General features: G+C 42.3%; 14 protein-coding genes and 1 tRNA gene. All 15 read left to right on the top strand.

What is annotated here, in order from left to right; all coding sequences use genetic code 11:
• Window positions 1-6: 6 nt before the first annotated feature.
• Window positions 7-82, top strand: a tRNA-Asn gene (locus G337_RS0123455).
• Between the two features lie 122 nt (window positions 83-204).
• The gene (locus tag G337_RS0123450; RefSeq protein WP_028866008.1) at window positions 205-1,251 is read left to right on the top strand and encodes a CNNM domain-containing protein; all 1,047 of its coding nucleotides are present in this window, start codon (window positions 205-207) and stop codon (window positions 1,249-1,251) included.
• 218 nt (window positions 1,252-1,469) lie between these two features.
• Window positions 1,470-2,687: an ammonium transporter gene (locus G337_RS0123445; RefSeq protein WP_028866007.1), complete on the top strand. Its 1,218-nt coding sequence runs from the start codon at window positions 1,470-1,472 to the stop codon at window positions 2,685-2,687.
• Window positions 2,688-3,065: 378 nt separating this feature from the next.
• The gene (gene upp / locus G337_RS0123440; protein ID WP_028866006.1) at window positions 3,066-3,692 is read left to right on the top strand and encodes a uracil phosphoribosyltransferase; all 627 of its coding nucleotides are present in this window, start codon (window positions 3,066-3,068) and stop codon (window positions 3,690-3,692) included.
• 176 nt (window positions 3,693-3,868) lie between these two features.
• A complete protein-coding gene (locus G337_RS0123435) occupies window positions 3,869-5,152 on the top strand; it encodes a uracil-xanthine permease family protein (RefSeq protein ID WP_211235838.1) in 1,284 nt (427 codons plus the stop codon).
• 212 nt (window positions 5,153-5,364) lie between these two features.
• Entirely contained in the window at window positions 5,365-6,768 is a 1,404-nt protein-coding gene (locus G337_RS0123430; protein WP_028866004.1) for an NfeD family protein, read from the top strand.
• Between the two features lie 30 nt (window positions 6,769-6,798).
• Complete coding sequence (locus G337_RS0123425; protein ID WP_028866003.1) at window positions 6,799-7,581, top strand: slipin family protein; 783 nt, start codon at window positions 6,799-6,801, stop codon at window positions 7,579-7,581.
• Window positions 7,582-8,029: 448 nt separating this feature from the next.
• Window positions 8,030-10,156: a transcriptional regulator NosR gene (gene nosR, locus G337_RS0123420; protein ID WP_028866002.1), complete on the top strand. Its 2,127-nt coding sequence runs from the start codon at window positions 8,030-8,032 to the stop codon at window positions 10,154-10,156.
• 374 nt (window positions 10,157-10,530) lie between these two features.
• Entirely contained in the window at window positions 10,531-12,423 is a 1,893-nt protein-coding gene (gene nosZ, locus G337_RS0123415) for a TAT-dependent nitrous-oxide reductase (protein ID WP_028866001.1), read from the top strand.
• Between the two features lie 112 nt (window positions 12,424-12,535).
• Window positions 12,536-13,840: a nitrous oxide reductase family maturation protein NosD gene (locus tag G337_RS0123410; protein WP_028866000.1), complete on the top strand. Its 1,305-nt coding sequence runs from the start codon at window positions 12,536-12,538 to the stop codon at window positions 13,838-13,840.
• 7 nt (window positions 13,841-13,847) lie between these two features.
• Complete coding sequence (locus G337_RS0123405) at window positions 13,848-14,768, top strand: ABC transporter ATP-binding protein (RefSeq protein WP_028865999.1); 921 nt, start codon at window positions 13,848-13,850, stop codon at window positions 14,766-14,768.
• The gene (locus tag G337_RS0123400; protein WP_028865998.1) at window positions 14,765-15,583 is read left to right on the top strand and encodes an ABC transporter permease; all 819 of its coding nucleotides are present in this window, start codon (window positions 14,765-14,767) and stop codon (window positions 15,581-15,583) included. Before G337_RS0123405 ends, G337_RS0123400 begins: the two co-directional genes overlap by 4 nt.
• A 34-nt stretch (window positions 15,584-15,617) precedes the next feature.
• Window positions 15,618-16,115 (top strand): nitrous oxide reductase accessory protein NosL, encoded by a 498-nt coding sequence (locus G337_RS0123395; RefSeq protein ID WP_051303569.1) that lies wholly within the window; start codon window positions 15,618-15,620, stop codon window positions 16,113-16,115.
• 214 nt (window positions 16,116-16,329) lie between these two features.
• Entirely contained in the window at window positions 16,330-16,707 is a 378-nt protein-coding gene (locus G337_RS0123390) for a hypothetical protein (protein ID WP_028865996.1), read from the top strand.
• Between the two features lie 281 nt (window positions 16,708-16,988).
• Complete coding sequence (locus G337_RS27245) at window positions 16,989-18,086, top strand: efflux RND transporter periplasmic adaptor subunit (RefSeq protein WP_051303567.1); 1,098 nt, start codon at window positions 16,989-16,991, stop codon at window positions 18,084-18,086.
• The last annotated feature ends 19 nt before the right edge of the window (window positions 18,087-18,105 follow it).

Genomic DNA, 18,105 nt, shown 5'->3' with positions numbered 1-18,105 from the left:
AACAATTCCTCTTTAGCTCAGTTGGTAGAGCAACGGACTGTTAATCCGTGTGTCGCTGGTTCAAGCCCAGCAAGAGGAGCCAAATCAAACCCTAAGTTTTAACGAACTTAGGGTTTTTTTTTGCTATTTAATAAACAGTGTATTTCTTTTCGCAAATATTAGTTACAATATCTACCCAATTCTAAACAGAGTAAATAAAAATAAATGACCCTACTTGTAATCTATTTAATACTGGCAATCGGCATATCGTTTATATGTTCAATTCTTGAAGCTGTATTATTATCCGTTACACCTACCTATATTGCACAAATAAGAGAGACCAAACCAACCGGCGCTGGTGCTTTAGAAAAAACTAAAAAGCAGTTAGATCAGTCAATCTCCAGTATTCTTATTTTAAATACCTTTGCCCATACCATGGGGGCCGCAGGTGTCGGTGCACAGGCTATCCGCATATACGGAGATAGATGGGAAACATTAATCGCATTTTTATTAACCCTGGCTATTTTATACTTCTCTGAAATTATACCTAAGACGCTGGGAGCGACTTTCTGGCGCCAGCTTGCCGTGCCGTCTGCATATGTGATCAACTTTTTAGTTAAATTAGTTTTCCCGCTGGTGTGGTTATCAACTCTTTTAACACGTTTATTCAGCGGTAATCGAGACGACTCAATCAGCCGTGAAGAAGTACTGGCTTTTACAGCACTTAGTTATAAAGAGGGCGCAATTGCAACGCAGGAAAACCAGCTTGTGGAAAATATTCTGAAACTGCGTGAAGCAAAAACTGAAGATATTTTAACTCCCCGCAGTGTAGTGCATGCATTATCGGAAATGATGACGGTTAAAGAAGCACTCAGTGCAGAGCAGACTTCCTTTTTTACTCGTATCCCTGTCTATAAAGAGAGCATTGATACTATCTCCGGCATAATTATCAAAGGCGAGTTGTACGAGTGTGAACGTCAGGGGCGCGGTGATACGCTGTTAAAAGATATTAAAATGCCGCTGCACCGTATATCAGAGAGTTTTCCTGTTTTAAATTTATTAGATCTGTTTATTAAGCGTCATGAGCATCTCTTTTTAGTGGAAGATCATTTTGGACAAACTGCCGGCGTGGTAACACTGGAAGATGCGGTTGAGACACTGCTCGGTCGTGAAATTGTCGATGAAAGTGATAATGTTGAAGATCTGCAGAAACTTGCCAAAGATAATTACCGGGATCGTTTACGCAATAAAACACAAAAGCCTGTTAAGTAACTAATCCGACCCCTTTACCCTTGCCTCTGCTTAATCTGAAGCGGAGGCAGGCTCCTGTCTTTTTAAGTTATCACTGCATTATCTGCACACTCTTTTTTTACTACCCCTAAAGTATCTGTTTATGTAATATTTTGTAACTATATGTATAGAAGCTTGTTTAACGGGGCAGAGATAAGATAAGATCCTATAAATTTCACTGTTAATTGAAAGAGGAAAGAATGGATTCGGTTCAAAATCATGTAACAGCATTAGTAAACAGCGCAGACACACTCTTTATTTTACTGGGTGCGATCATGGTGTTTGCCATGCATGCCGGTTTTGCGTTTCTAGAAGTAGGTACAGTTCGCCATAAAAACCAGGTGAATGCCTTAGTTAAAATCATGTCGGATTTTGGTGTTTCGGCATTAGTATATTTCTTTTTCGGATACTGGCTTGCATACGGAGTTACATTTTTCGACAGTGCCGCTGTATTAGCCGAGAACAATGGTTATGAATTAGTTAAGTTTTTCTTCCTAATGACCTTTGCTGCTGCTATCCCAGCCATTATCTCCGGTGGTGTTGCAGAGCGTGCTCGTTTTAACCCTATGATAATCGCCGCCGCGTTATGTGTCGGCATCATTTATCCTTTCTTCGAAGGTCTTATCTGGAACGGCAACTACGGCTTTCAGAGCTGGCTTGAAAACAGCTTTGGTGCAGGATTTCATGATTTTGCCGGATCAATAGTTGTGCATGCTGTCGGCGGCTGGATTGCTTTTGCTGCAATTATGATTCTCGGAAGCCGTAACGGACGTTACCGCGGTGGAAAAGTTGTTGCATTTGCTCCCTCAAATATCCCTCTACTAGCACTTGGTGCATGGATTTTATCTGTCGGCTGGTTTGGTTTTAATGTTATGTCAGCACAGGCAATTGAAGGTATAAGCGGCCTGGTAGCGATGAATTCATTAATGGCAATGGTCGGCGGCATTCTCAGTTCATTAGTGGTCGGTAAAAAAGATCCGGGTTTCATTCACAATGGACCATTAGCCGGTTTAGTCGCGGTTTGTGCCGGTTCTGACATTATGCATCCGATGGGGGCGTTAGTGACAGGACTAGTTGCCGGCGGATTATTTGTATGGCTGTTTACATACGTACAGAATAAATTCAGCAGTTTCGATGATGTATTAGGTGTCTGGCCTTTACATGGCGTGTGCGGCCTATGGGGGGGCATTGCTGCCGGTATTTTCGGCCTGGAAAGTTTCGGTGGTTTAGGCGGAGTTAGTTTTATCAGCCAGTTAATCGGCTCGATTGCGGGTGTATTAGCCGCACTGCTCGGTGGCTTTATAGTTTACAAGTCAGTTAATCACTTTATGCCGATTCGACTCAGCCAGGAAGATGAATTTAATGGTGCGGATGTTTCGATTCATAAAATCGGCGCCACTAATTTAAATAATAATTAACAGACAGTTTATTTACGACAGTTAAGATACGCAAATAAAAGGCTCGTGGTGAAAATCACAGGCCTTTTTTATACCCTGAGATTATTTGTAAATGTGGATTATCCGCAGCTTTATAATTAAAATTATTTTTTATAAAAGGAATCATGATTTACCACAGTTTTTTAAAAGTTGTTTTGATATACCAATTTTGTTAGTTAGATGATTTATTTAGGCGTAGGAAAAATGGATGAAAGTAAGGCATTGATTGCAGTAACTAGTTACTCTAATTGCAAAATCAATAACGAAGCTAGCATTCATTTTTACCCGCATAAATGAGTAGATAAGTATCGGATTTGGTATCAGCCTTGTTCAGTTTGAAATTTGTATTTGGAGAGAAAAATGAAAGTAGTCGAAGTTAAACACCCGTTAGTTCAACACAAACTTGGTTTAATGCGTGAAGGTGACATCAGCACTAAGCGTTTTCGTGAATTAGCACGCGAAGTATCAAGCTTATTAACCTATGAAGCAACTAAAGATCTAGAACTTGAAGATGTAACTATTCAAGGCTGGGACGGTGAAATTGAAGTTCAGCAGATTAAAGGTAAAAAAGCGACGGTAGTGCCTATTTTACGTGCCGGTCTAGGTATGATGGACGGCGTTCTTGAGCATATGCCGAGTGCAAAAGTAAGTGTTGTTGGTATTTACCGTGATGAAGAAACACTTGAGCCGGTACCGTACTTCTCTAAATTAGTCAGCCAGATTGACGAACGTCTAGCATTAGTTGTTGACCCTATGCTGGCAACGGGCGGTTCAATGATTTCAACGCTGGATTTAATTAAAGAAAACGGCTGTACAAATATCAAGGTATTAATTCTTGTTGCTGCGCCTGAAGGCTTAAAAGCATTAGAAGAAACACATCCGGATGTCGAAGTTTACACTGCATCGATTGACAGTCATCTGAATGCACAGGGTTATATCGTACCTGGCCTAGGTGATGCTGGTGACAAGATCTTCGGCACTAAATAAAAAAGAGTAGATATACTGCCGCTGTCTGAACAGGGTAAGTGAGCAGGAACTTAGCCTGGTTCTAAACCGGAGCTAAGTTCACATTCAGTTTTTGTCAATTGACAGCTTAAAGAACAACAATACTGCCGTCACAATGATGTGATTTGCAGTATTGTTTTAACCTTTTGGAGAACGATATGTCGACTAATTCTATGCAGGAATTAGATGCACAAGCAGCCCCGCCTATTGAAGATATCACCGCAAATTTAAATCTTGTACAACAAGCCCTCGCCGGTGCACAGATGTTATTTGTTGCATTTGGTGCTCTGGTATTAATGCCGTTAATTACCGGGTTAGATCCTAATGTTGCTCTATTTACAGCGGGTATCGGTACTTTATTATTCCACTTAGTGACAAAAGGACAGGTGCCGATCTTTCTAGCCTCGTCTTTTGCATTTATTGCGCCGATTGCATACGGAATTCAAACCTGGGGTATTCCTGCCACCATGTCGGGTCTGTTTGTTTCGGGTGTGGTTTATATGCTGATGTCTTATGCGGTTAAACTGCGTGGTGTGGATTTTATTCACCGTTTATTACCGCCGGTTGTTGTCGGCCCGGTGATAATGGTGATCGGCCTCGGGCTTGCACCGCTTGCTGTGAATATGGCAATCGGTAAAGCGGGGGACGGCAGCTTTGTACTGATTGAACAGAATACTGCAATGATTATTTCACTTTCTGCTCTATTGACCACACTGTTAGTATCAACCATGGCTAAAGGTATCTTTAAATTAGTGCCGATTTTCTGCGGCGTAATAGTGGGATACACACTGTCGTTTTTCTTCGGAGTGTTAGATTTTACTGCGATTGCTAACGCACCATGGCTGGCTATGCCGAATTTTGTTGCTCCTGAATGGAACTGGCATGCGGTATTATTTATGATCCCGGTTGCTATTGCGCCGGCAGTTGAGCATGTCGGCGATATCCTGGCTATTAGTAATGTAACGGGTAAAGACTTCGTGAAAAAACCAGGTCTGCACCGTACCCTGTTTGGTGACGGATTTGCCACTAGTGCCGCTTCTTTATTCGGTGGTCCGCCTAATACAACCTACTCTGAAGTAACGGGGGCAGTGATGCTGACCCGAAACTTTAATCCTAAGATAATGCTCTGGGCTGCTGTTATTGCCGTCTGCCTGGCTTTTGTTGGTAAGTTCGGCGCAGTACTGCAGACTATTCCGGTTGCGGTTATGGGCGGCATTATGATTTTACTGTTCGGCAGCATTGCATCGGTTGGTTTAAATACCATGATTCGTCACCAGGTTGACCTTTCTAATGCGCGTAACTTATGTATTGTTTCAGTAACATTAGTATTCGGTATCGGTGGTATGGCATTTGGTTTTGGTACTTTCAGCCTGCAGGGGGTGAGTCTGTGCGGGATAGTTGCTATTACATTAAACCTGCTGCTGCCGAAAATGACAAATTAATAAGTCTGCAAGTTAGTGTTTACTCTTCTTGATGTTCTGTCACCATATTAGTCTAAACTTGTAATTCGTTTTTTAACAAGCGCAGTATCTGAGAAATCGGATACTGCGTTTTTTTGTTTCTGGCTTAAGGGATTTTATCTGTAACTAGAGAGCCACGCTCTTTATTAACTGAACTAGACTTAACTAACAGACAGAATAACCGGAGGGCTAGTATGAAGATTTTGCCTGTTTATTTACTGTTACTTTCTGTGTTTTGTTCTTTCACTGTTTCGGCTTCCGAGGTCTGGATTATTCCTGTAAATGGAGCTGTCGGTCCTGCATCTTCAGATTATATTAGCCGAGAACTGGATTTAGCAAATCAGAGCCGTGCCGGCTTGGTGATTCTTAAAATGGATACGCCCGGCGGTTTAGATTCTGCAATGCGCGATATTATCCGCGCCATTACCGTTTCATCTGTTCCAGTTGCTACATGGGTTGGTCCCTCGGGGGCTCGGGCCGCCAGTGCCGGTACTTATATTCTATTTGCCAGCCATCTTGCTGTTATGGCCAATGCCACCAATTTAGGTGCGGCAACTCCCGTATCAATTGGTATTCAGGGGCCTAAACCTTCTCCGGGACAAGAGCAGAAGGATAATCAGGCACAGGAAAGCGATAAACCAGCAAGTCAGCCTGAGAAAGAAAATAAAAAAGTTTCTGCTAAAAGCAATCTGGAAAAAAAAGTAATTAATGATGCCACAGCCTATATTAAAGGATTAGCAAAATTACACGGGCGAAATGAGCAGTGGGCTGAAAAGGCGGTCACGGAAGCGGCCAGCTTAGATGCGCAGGAAGCTCTGGCTGAGAATGTGATTGATTTTATTGCTGATGATCTTAAACAGTTAGTTAAACTTGCTGACGGACGCAGGGTTTTAATTAGAGGAGTTGAAACACGGCTGGTTTTAGGGCAGGTGGATTTTGTTGAACGAATACCTGACTGGCGCTTTGCTTTTCTTGCCACAATAACTAATCCAAATGTTGCTTATATTCTAATGTTAATAGGCATCTATGGGTTACTGCTGGAGTTTTATAACCCGGGTCTTGGTTTACCCGGTGTATTAGGCGGTATCTGCTTATTAATGGGCATGTACGCACTGCAGATGCTGCCGGTAAATTATGCAGGTTTAGCACTGATCCTGCTGGGAATTGCCTTATTAGCAGCTGAAGCTTTCAGTCCAAGTTTCGGTATTTTCGGGCTGGGAGGTATTGCCGCTTTCTCGCTTGGTTCAGTCTTTTTAATGGACAGCGAGATGCCTGCGTTTCAGATTGCTAAACCTTTAATTGCCGGATTCTCCATTACCTCAGTGCTATTTACCTTTGTCATTATTGGTATGCTGCTGCGGGTTAGAAGAAAAACCGTCACTACCGGTGTCGAGTGTATGGTGGGACAAACTGCAACTGTTGTTAACGATTTTATTCAGGGGGAAGGCTGGGTGGAAGTCGGCGGTGAAACCTGGCAGGCGCGCAGCAGCGGGGATTTACAGGAAGGTCAGCTGGCGGCCGTTCAGGCTGTTTCAGGGCTATGGTTACAGGTCGCTTTAATAACAGAACAGGAAATTCAGCAGATTAAAGATAAATAGTCGGCTGACTTTTTTACAAGGAGTGAAGTCATGATGATATATAGCGTAGCAAGTATTGTAATTATTGTTGTCGCACTGCTGATCAGTATGTTTAAAGTATTGCGTGAATATGAACGAGGCGTGGTGTTTTTTCTCGGACGTTTTTATCTGGTCAAAGGGCCTGGATTAGTTATTTTGATTCCTATTATTCAACAGATGGTGAGAGTGGATCTGCGGACAATTGTTTTAGATGTGCCGACTCAGGATCTGATCACCAGGGACAATGTTTCGGTTAAAGTGAATGCCGTGGTTTATTTTCGAGTGGTTGATCCTAAGATGGCGATTAACAATGTAGAAAGCTATTTTGAAGCAACCAGTCAGCTGTCGCAGACTACATTACGTTCGGTATTAGGACAGCATGAACTTGATGAGCTGTTAGCTGAGCGGGACCGTTTAAATAAAGATATCCAGGTTATTTTAGATAAACAGACCGATAACTGGGGTATAAAAATAGCGACGGTTGAAGTTAAACATGTGGATCTTGATGAAAGCATGATCCGGGCTTTAGCGAAGCAGGCCGAAGCTGAGCGGGTCAGACGTGCCAAAGTGATTCATGCAACCGGTGAGCTGGAAGCTTCGGAAAAATTAAAACAGGCGGCCTTAGTATTAAATCAGGCACCAAATGCGGTGCAGTTGAGGTATATGCAGACCTTAACAGAAGTTACCAATGAGAAAACATCCACCATTGTTTTCCCGATACCGATGGATTTATTAGCAACTTTAAGCGGTCAGGCTAAATCTAAAAATACAGACCAGCAGGGAGATCCTAAATAGCTTTTCGAAGTTTGCTATGTTTTTGTATTTAATGTGATCTTTGTCATTTGTGTCGGTCATTATTATGACCAAAACAACAGCTCTCCTCAGTTTAGTTTCTATACTCATTGTGGAACTATTATGGCTAGACTGGGGATGCTGTGAGTTTATCTGTAAAGCTGCTGTAAATTTTGGAGCTTTAACAGCAGCCTCTTATTCCCGCCTTATCTTCGTTTTTGTGTTAATTAATTGTTGGGTGCAGTGCGTTACAAAATGATGCTGATTATGCCTGTTAGCAATAACCACTTGCTTTTTAAGGGTATTTCCCGGCACTGCTGGATCACAAAAGCACCGGCTGTTAATAACAAACTGGTAACTTTATTGACTGCGGTCAATTTAGCCGCTGCAAATGAGTCTTACTATTTCACTCGGGTATTCGTATGCTGTACAAAACATTGGAAGTTAAGTTATGAATTTTTCACAAGTCTATAAAGCCGCACTGCGGCTGCTGATGCTCTTTCTGTTTTTTATCAGCAGCTCTTTTTGCGCATTTGCTCTGTTTGTCAGCCCGCCTAAGGATCCCGTTCCATTTATTCAGGAAGCTTTTCCGCAGTTAACTAAAATTTCCGAGAAACAAGGTGATCCGCTTTTATGGACCATCTATCAGGACTCGCAGATATTAGGTTATGCGTTTGAAACCAACGATATTGCAAAAATTCCTGCTTATTCTGGTGAACCGGTCAATATGCTGGTAATCATTGATCCTGCTGGAAAATATGTCACAGCAAAAGTATTAGAGCACCATGAGCCGATTATTTTAGCGGGTATTCCAGAGAAGAAACTATGGGATTTTGTAGATCAGTATGCCGGTCTTCTGATCTCTGACCGTATAAAAGTGGGAGGTAAAGCCAGTCAGGGATATGTACCTGTTGACGGTTTATCAGGGGCAACAGTTACTGTGATGGTGATGAATTCAGCGATTACTAAAGCAGCCTCCAAAGCCGCTGTATCTCTTGGCTTAATTGAGAAAAAGTCCGATGTTATCCAGCCTGTTTCCACCATTAAAAAAGATGTTTTTGTAAAAAAAGACTGGCTGGAGCTGACTGGTGACGGTTCAATTAGAAAACTGTATTTAACCAATGAGGCAGTACAAAAAGCGTTTGTCGGCACACAAGCCGAAGATGTTGATAATGTGCCAGTTTCTGAAAATAAAGCGATGTTTGCCGAGCTCTATTATGCTGTTGCTGATATTCCCAGCATAGGTAAAAACCTTTTCAGTGATTCCGACTATGCCTGGTTAACCAGGGAGTTAAAAGCGGGTGAGCATTTAATTGCAGTATTTGGTAACGGTTATTCTTTTAAAGGTTCAGGTTATGTACGCGGCGGTATTTTCGACCGTATTCAGCTTCATCAGAATAATAATGAAATTTCTTTTAGAGATTTAGACCATAGCCGTGTAACTGATCTTTTCAGCAGCGGCGCCCCGAAATTTAAAGAGATGTCGGTATTTAAAGTACAGGATTTTCATGAGTTTGATCCCGGTGCCTCCTGGCAGATAGAGCTGCTGGTGCGCAGACAAACCGGTCCGGTTGACAGCTTGTTCAGTAGTTTTAAAGGCAGTTATGATGTTTTGGCGCAGTATGTGGATACACCGCCTGCTGTTTATCCTGAGCCTGAGCTGACTTTAAGTGAGCAGGTCTGGCTTGAGCATCAAGTTGAAGTGATTGTACTGACTGCTTTGATTGTAATACTGCTGCTGATCCTGTTTTTCCAGGATATCCTGGTTCGACATCCCACATTTATGCATAACCTGCGTCATGGATTTTTAGCGGTAACGGTAGTATTTATCGGCTGGTCATGGGGAGGGCAGCTTTCCGTGGTTAATGTATTTACCTTCCTGCAGGCTCTGTTTAAAGGTTTTTCATGGGACCTGTTTTTATTAGATCCGGTTATCTTTATTTTATGGTGTGCTGCCGCCGCGACTATGTTGTTGTGGGGACGTGCGGTTTACTGCGGCTGGTTATGCCCATTCGGCGCGCTGCAGGAGTTACTCAATGTGTTTGCTCGTCATATTAAGCTCCCGCAGGTAGAGCTTCCATGGGCTGTGCATGAACGTTTATGGGCGATTAAATATCTTATTTTATTAGCTCTGTTTGGTATTTCATTAGACTCCTTAGCGCTTGCTGAACAGTTTGCTGAAGTTGAACCTTTCAAAACGACCTTCCTGCTTAAATTTGACCGTGAATGGCCGTTTGTCGCCTGGGCTCTGCTGCTGCTGACAGTCAATCTGTTTAACCGTAAATCTTTCTGCCGTTATTTATGTCCCTTAGGCGCCGCTTTATCTGTTTCTAACAGTGTGCGTTTATTTGACTGGTTAAAGCGCCGTCCTGAGTGTGGTTCGCCTTGTAAGACTTGTGCTAAGGAGTGTGAAATTCAGGCTATTCATCCTGACGGGGTAATTAATATGCGTGAATGCCATTACTGCTTAGACTGCCAGATCACTTATTACAATGAAGATAAATGTCCGCCGCTGAAAAAAATGGCTTATAAAAAGCGTAAAAAACAAGCATTAGAGAGAGAAATCAAGGAAGTGTAATAGTGCCCGGCATCTGTAGAGAAAAAATCAGTTTATGAAAGACGTAAAAAAGATAAGTTAGAGATAGAGATAAAAGAGGTGTAATAGTGTCCGGCATCTGTAGAGAAAAAGTCAGCTTATGGAAAACGTAAAAAACAAGCATTAGAGATAGAAATCAAGGAAGTGTAAAAGTGCCCGGCAGCTATAAAGAAAAAGTCAGCTTATAAAAAAACGTAAAAAAGATAAGTCAGAGATAGAAATCAAGGAAGTATAAAGCAGAAGTTTATTGATCAGCTAAAGTTTCTAATGAGATTTTTAATATTGATTTTAGTTTCAGTAAGTATGAACAGCAGGTTAATCACAGTCATATACAACAACAGGATGGAGATGTAAGCATGAGTGAAGATAAAACTGATCTACCACAAGAAGAGACACTGCCGAATGCAGAGAGGCGTAAGTTTTTTGGTAAAACAGCTGCTATTGGTGTCGGTGTAGCCGCGGCTCCGATGACTGCCGCTATGTTTGCAGCGACGGCGAAAGCCAATGCAGCGGAAGCTGGCAACAGTCCCTTTGTCCATCCCGGCGATCTGGATGAATATTACGGTTTCTGGAGCGGCGGTCACTCAGGTGAAGTTCGTATTATGGGCCTTCCGTCAATGCGCGAGTTAATGCGTATTCCTGTTTTTAATATCGACAGTGCGACGGGATGGGGATTAACTAACGAAAGTAAACGTGTTAAAGGTGACAGTGCGCATCTTCTCGCCGGTGATTCTCATCACCCGCATATGAGTATGACTGACGGGCACTACAACGGTAAATACGTGTTTATTAATGATAAAGCCAACAGCCGTGTTGCACGTATTCGCTGTGATGTGATGAAAACCGATAAGATGATCACCATTCCGAATGTGCAGGCGATTCATGGTATGCGTGTACAGAAAGTGCCCTACACAAAATATGTTATCTGTAACAGTGAATTTGAAATTCCCATGGATAATAACGGCAAATCTACGCTGGAAGATGTTAGTACTTACCGTTCTTTATTTAATGTTATTGATGCTGAATCTATGGAAGTTGCTTTCCAGGTAATGGTTGACGGCAACTTAGATAATACCGATGCGGATTATGACGGTAAATATTTTGCTTCTACCTGTTATAACTCAGAAATGGGTATGACGCTGGGGGAGATGATTTCTGCTGAACGTGATCATGTGGTTGTATTTAATCTGCAGCGTTGTGAAGCTGCTGTCAAAGCGGGGAAATTTAAAACCTACAACGGTAATAATGTGCCGGTAATAGACGGCCGTAAAGGTTCAGATGTTACCCGTTATATTCCAGTACCAAAATCACCGCATGGTCTCAATACCTCATCAGACGGTAAATACTTTGTGGCTAACGGCAAGTTGTCTCCTACTGTTTCAGTTATTGCCATCGATAAGTTAGACGATCTGTTTGCTGACAAAATCAAAGGCCGTGAAACAGTTGTTGCCGAGCCTGAATTAGGTTTAGGGCCGCTGCATACTGCATTTGACAACCGCGGCAACGCCTACACCACCCTGTTCCTGGACAGCCAGATTGCAAAATGGAATGTAGAAGATGCCATTAAAGCGCATAACGGTGAAAAGGTGAATTATCTTCGCCAGAAACTCGATGTGCATTACCAGCCTGGTCATAACCATACATCGCAGGGTGAAACTCGAGATGCTGATGGTAAGTGGCTGATTTCGCTGTGTAAGTTCTCTAAAGACCGCTTCCTGCCGGTTGGCCCGCTTCGTCCTGAGAATGATCAGCTGATAGATATTTCCGGTGATGAGATGAAGCTGGTGCATGACGGTCCGACATTTGCCGAACCGCATGACTGTATGATTGTACACCGCAGCAAGCTAAAACCTAAGCGCTTATGGACACGTGATGATCCTCTTTTTGCTGAGACCGTTGCCATGGCCAAAAAAGACGGTGTTGACGTGATGACTCAGAATAAGGTGATCCGTGACGGTAAAAAAGTGCGCGTTTATATGACATCGGTGGCACCTATTTTCGGCTTAAATGAATTTAAAGTGAAACTAGGCGACGAAGTAACGGTTGTGGTGACCAACTTAGATATGGTCGAGGATGTGACCCATGGCTTCTGTATGACAAACCATGGCGCACAGATGGAGATTGGTCCACAGGCGACAGCATCAATTACCTTTATCGCTGATAAACCCGGTGTACAGTGGTATTACTGTAACTGGTTCTGTCATGCACTACATATGGAGATGCGCGGCCGTATGCTGGTCGAAGCCTAAGAGGTAATAAAAGTGAGCAGAGCCGCTGCTCACTTCATTAAGATTTCTAAACCGGGTTCTTTGTTATGCTGAGCAGTACTGAGAATCCGCCTTATTCAGGATAAATAATCATTTGAATATAAAAACAGCTTTACTGACTGCGATATTAAGTCTGTTCCACTGCTTTGTCTCCGCCGCTGTGCTGCAGGTGAATAACGGTGATGATCTGCAGTTAACATTAGACTCGGCATCAGACGGTGATACCGTTATTTTAAATGCAGGAGAATACAGTGGTAACTTTATTATTCACCGTAGTATTACCCTTCGCGGCAAAGATAATCCGGTCATTAACGGCTCAGGAAAAGGTCATGCTATTACATTATTAAATTCAAATATCAGCATAGAAAATCTTAATATCATTAACTGGGGAAGTGATTTAACCGAGCAGAATTCCGGTATCTATTCGGATAAAAAATCACAGAACATCAGTATTAAAAATAACAGCTTAAAAGGTGACGGATTTGCCGTCTGGGTACAAAGAGCAGATCAAGTTTTAATTACAGATAACCGTATTAAGGGGAATCCGGCGCTGCGCTCTGCTGACCGGGGTAACGGTATTCAGCTGTCCGTGGTAACAAATGCGCTGGTGGTCGGCAATGAGGTGAGTTTTACGCGTGACGGTTTATATATTATCTCCAGTCAGGACAGTGAACTGCGCGGCAATACTATGCACGATCTTCGTTATGGTGTGCATTATATGTATTCTCACCATAATAAAGTATTAAATAATCAGGCTTATAATACGCGTGCTGGCTACGCCTTAATGAGCTCTAAGTATCTGACTGTTTTGGGGAATAAAACTGTCAATAGTGAAGATTACGGCATGCTGATGAACTTTATTACTTATTCAGACATCAGCTATAACCATATTCAAGATGTATGGACTCGTCCGGAAAACAAAGTCGTAGGACGCGAGGGCAAGGGCTTTTTTGTTTACAACTCCGGATACAATACAATTAGTTATAACGTTATCAATACGGCTGAAATTGGTATCCATTTAACTGCCGGCTCTGAAAAAGGCAGAATATTCGCCAATAGTTTTATAAATAATCCGGTGCAGGTTAAATATGTCTCCAACAGAGAGCAGGAATGGAGCCAGGACGGTATGGGCAACTTCTGGAGTAACTATCTCGGCTGGGATTTAGATAACAGCGGTACCGGCGATACACCTTTTGAGCCCAATGACGGTATTGATAAGCTTATCTGGGTATATCCTGAAGCGAAAGTACTGCTCGACAGCCCCTCGGTACTGATGCTTCGCTGGATACAGAAACAGTTTCCTATTTTAAAACCATCCGGGGTAAAAGACAGTTTTCCGCTGATGTCTCAACCCGACTCTCAGGTGCCGCCGCTGACTTCTGCAGTGATTACAGGATAATAAATTTATGAGTGAGACGATTGTATTATTAGAGCAGGTAAATAAGCATTATCAGAAGATTAAAGCGTTACAGAACATTGATCTGCGCCTTGAGGCCGGAGAAGTGCTCGGGCTGTTTGGTCATAACGGTGCTGGTAAAACAACCATGATGAAACTGATTTTAGGCATTATTAAAGTATCTGCTGGAAATGTATCGGTATTTGGTCTGGATCCTTTAGATAAACAGGCCTGGGCGAGCCGTAAAAAAATAGGTTATTTACCGGAAAATGTAAGTTTTTATGATCAGCTTAGCGGAACTGAAGTGCTGACCTATTTTGCTCGTTTAAAATCAGCACCAAAAAATCAGATTGTGGAGTTATTAGAAAAAGTGGGGCTTGCTGATGCTAAAGATCGCGCCGTTAAAACCTATTCAAAAGGAATGAGACAGCGTTTAGGTTTAGCACAGGCATTTTTAGGTGATCCGAAACTGCTGCTGCTTGATGAACCGACCGTCGGTCTGGATCCGAGTGCCACACAGGAGTTTTACAGCAGCGTTGATCAGCTTAAAAGCAGCGGCGCAAGTATTATTCTCTGCTCGCATGTACTGCCCGGGGTTGAGCAGCATATTGACCGGGCAATGATTTTATCAGCTGGAAAATCTGCCGCCATAGGTACGTTATCGGCTTTGCGTGATGCCGCCCGGCTGCCGGTTTCGATTAAAACCCAGGGCATTAACGGTGCACTTAAAAACAATGAACAGTTAGCTGGTTTTATGGTGGCCCATAATCATCTGCTGGTGCCTGAATCACAGAAGGTGCAGATTATCCGTCAGTTAATGGAATTTGAAAATATCAGCGATATTCAGGTCGAAGCTGCCAGTCTGGAGCATATCTATCAGCATTATCTTGCAGATAATAAGAGCTCGATAGAGCAGGGGAGTAAACTATGAATCCTATTCTGGCAGTGGCATTAAAAGAGTTTCAAGACGGCCTTAGGAACCGCTGGTTTATCTCCATTACTTTAATTTTTTCTGTGTTGTCGATCGGTTTGAGTTATTACGGCTCGGCTGCATCTGGGCAGATTACTGCGCCTTCGCTGTCAACTACGATTGCCAGCTTATCCAGTCTGTCGGTCTTTATTATTCCATTAATTGCGCTGCTGCTTTGTTATGACAGTTTTGTCGGCGAGCAGGAGTCCGGCACCTTACTGTTATTATTAACTTATCCAATCAGCCATGGGCAGCTGCTGTTAGGAAAGTTCTTAGGCATGGGCAGTATCATCACCCTGGCAACGGTGCTTGGTTTCGGCAGTGCAGCATTACTGCTGGGTTTTAATTCAAGTTTTGCCGCCGTATTACCTGCATTTTCTCTGTTTATCTTAACTTCGATACTGCTTGGGCTTACTTTTGTCGGTTTTGCTTTTGTTATTAGTTTATCGGTTTCCGAGAAATCCAAAGCGGCCGGTTTATCGTTAATAGTCTGGCTGTTCTTTATCCTGGTATTTGATCTGGTGCTGCTGGCGTTATTAATAGGTATTGAAAACGGCGTAAGCCAGCAGGGCTTAGTGCAGCTCATGATGTTCAATCCGGCGGATCTGTTTCGCTTGATTAACCTGGCCGCTTTAGATACTGGAGATGTTAACGGTGTATTAGCCGTTGCGGTTAACAGCAGTCATTCAGCTGTGAGTTTACTGCTGGTGATGCTCGCCTGGGTCATTGCACCTCTGCTTGCCGCAATGACTATTTTTAGTAGAAAAACAATTTAATAAATTTCAACCATCTAATAATAAAGGACTTAAAATGAAAAAATTTGCTTTGTGTAAAACTGTTTTTATATTCACTTTTTTATCACTATTACTCGGCTGCAGTGAAGCTGATACGCAGCAGCAGATGGTAAAGCAGGCCGCCGCTATTGAGAACAGCGATGAATGCCATCTCTGCGGTATGATCATTACTAACTACCCCGGTCCTAAAGGTGAAATTTTTGAGAAAGGTTCCGAGCAGGCGGCTAAATTCTGTTCAACCCGAGATATGTTCAGTTATCTTCTGCAGCCGGAAAATAAACGTCAGGCGCAGCATATTTTTGTCCATGATATGAGTAAAACGCCATGGAATAAGCTTAATGACGAGTATTTTATCGATGCACGTAAAGCATGGTTTGTGGTGGGCTCAAGTAAAAAAGGGGCTATGGGGAAAACATTAGCAAGTTTCAGCAGACAGGATGATGCACTCGCTTTCAGTAAAGAGTTCGGCGGTATGGTTTACCCTTTTGACGAGATCACTATGGATCTGTTGTAATCCTAAGCAGTAGTTCAGTTTTTTAGAACGGTTATATATCAAATAAGTGTAAAAATAGTTTCTGTCTTTACACTTTTTTGCTATTAAATTGGTGCGAATTTGTGCACAATATAGGTCAAATTTCACTCAGCTGCCGAATGCAGTTTCAGCCGCTGAGATTCCCATATTATGTGAGCGTTAATTATATCGTTTTAAACAATAAGGAGAATTGAACATGCATACTCTTCATAATATTCATACCATCCATACTCTTGCTATCCTGCCTCAGCAGCAGGCAATTAATTCTGTTGCACTATTCAGCCATGAGTTTAATACCCTGAATTTTGACTACACTACTCTATTAACTCAGATGAAAAAAACTGTTGTTGATTCTAACTTTATGAAAGAACACGATAATTCTGTATGGATGCAGAGATGCGGGTGTGATTTTTTTGCTAATCCAAAACTGTTTGTTAACGCGCCGTTAACCTATTTATGTGCTTTTCTGGGTGAGTTATTTAATAATTATGAAGTGAAAGAAATTCAGGAAAAAGCAGCCGCACCTGTGATAGAGCAGGCTTTATTACGCTTAAATGTTTTTAGACTGCACTAATACCATCAAACAGCCGCACTCTTGTTCCCTTACAGGAGTGCTGATTTAGACCCTTCAGCTCTCTATATATATTTCCCCTCAAGTTTATAAAATTTGTTCTGAAGCATCTCTATATCAAAATTTGCGGAAATGATTTTTGAGTTTCTGCCTGTTTTTACTAGTTTTGTTTAAAAGGTATATATGTGATGCGTATACATCATTATTTGACCTAAATATTTGTTTTATCAGTTGCATAACCTATTCTCACTTGAAGATTATGACTTTTTTGATAAGGGAATTCGATGAGACATTCATATTTTAAACTGCTGCTGATTATATTCGTTTTTACAGGGCTTGGGGGGTGCGGTAAAAAAGAAAAAACGGTTGAGGTGCCTGATATCAGGCCTGTTAAAACCTTTGTAATTATGGACAGTCAGTATTTAGGGGATCGAAATTTTCCGGGGGTGATCGGCGCTGTACAGCATGCACAGGTTTCATTCAGGGTGCCGGGTAAGTTATATAAAATTCACGTTAAAGAGGGGGATATAGTAGAAAAAGGCGATGTGCTTGCTGAGCTGGATCCGACTGATTTTCAGGTGGCATTAAATGATAAAAAAGCGACCTTTGATCGTACAAAAGCCGATTTTACTCGAGGCACTGAACTAGTTAAAGACGGTTTTATTTCCAAAACGCAGTATGACAAAATGAAAGCCGATTATGCTTCTGCTAAGTCACTTCTTAATCAAGCAAAAAACGATCTTAAGTACACCAAATTAAAGGCGTCATTTTCCGGTGTGATCGGTAAACGTTATGTACAGAACCATGAAGAGATTCAGGCTAAGCAGGAAATATTCAACTTAAATGATATTTCGCAGCTTGAGGTCAAAATACATGTGCCGGAACACCTGGTTAGAATGACTGATGAAGCGACAGCTGATTTTAAAGTTTTTGCTACTTTTCCCAATTCAAGCTCTACGAATTTCCCGCTTTCCTTAAAAGAAATTGCAAAAACTGCTGATCCGCAGACTCAGACCTTTGAAATAACCTTTGTTATGCCTCAGCCGGATGAGTTGAGTTTATTGCCCGGTATGACTACCAGTGTGGTTGTGCAGATAGGAAAAAAATCTTCACAGGCCGGCAGTGTTTTTTTATTACCACTGAGCGCAGTTAAAGGGGCTGCAGATCTGTCGCCGACGGTCTTTGTTGTTGATCCTGAAAGCAGTACTGTACAAGCCAGAACAGTAAAAGTAGCCGATATGACAGGCTCTAAAATAAAAGTGATTGAAGGTATTAATATTGGAGAGCGTGTTGTTACTGCTGGTATAGCATTTTTACGAGAGGGCCAGAAAGTGACTGTATTACCCGAAGTTGAGCAGGCCGATCCGGCCACTGCGCCATAACTGAACTGACGGCACTTAC

This window comes from Psychromonas aquimarina ATCC BAA-1526 (assembly GCF_000428725.1).
GTDB classification, from domain to species: Bacteria; Pseudomonadota; Gammaproteobacteria; order Enterobacterales; family Psychromonadaceae; genus Psychromonas; species Psychromonas aquimarina.
The sequence above is the reverse complement of the archived record's forward strand: the minus strand, read 5'-3'. Positions and strand labels throughout refer to the sequence as shown.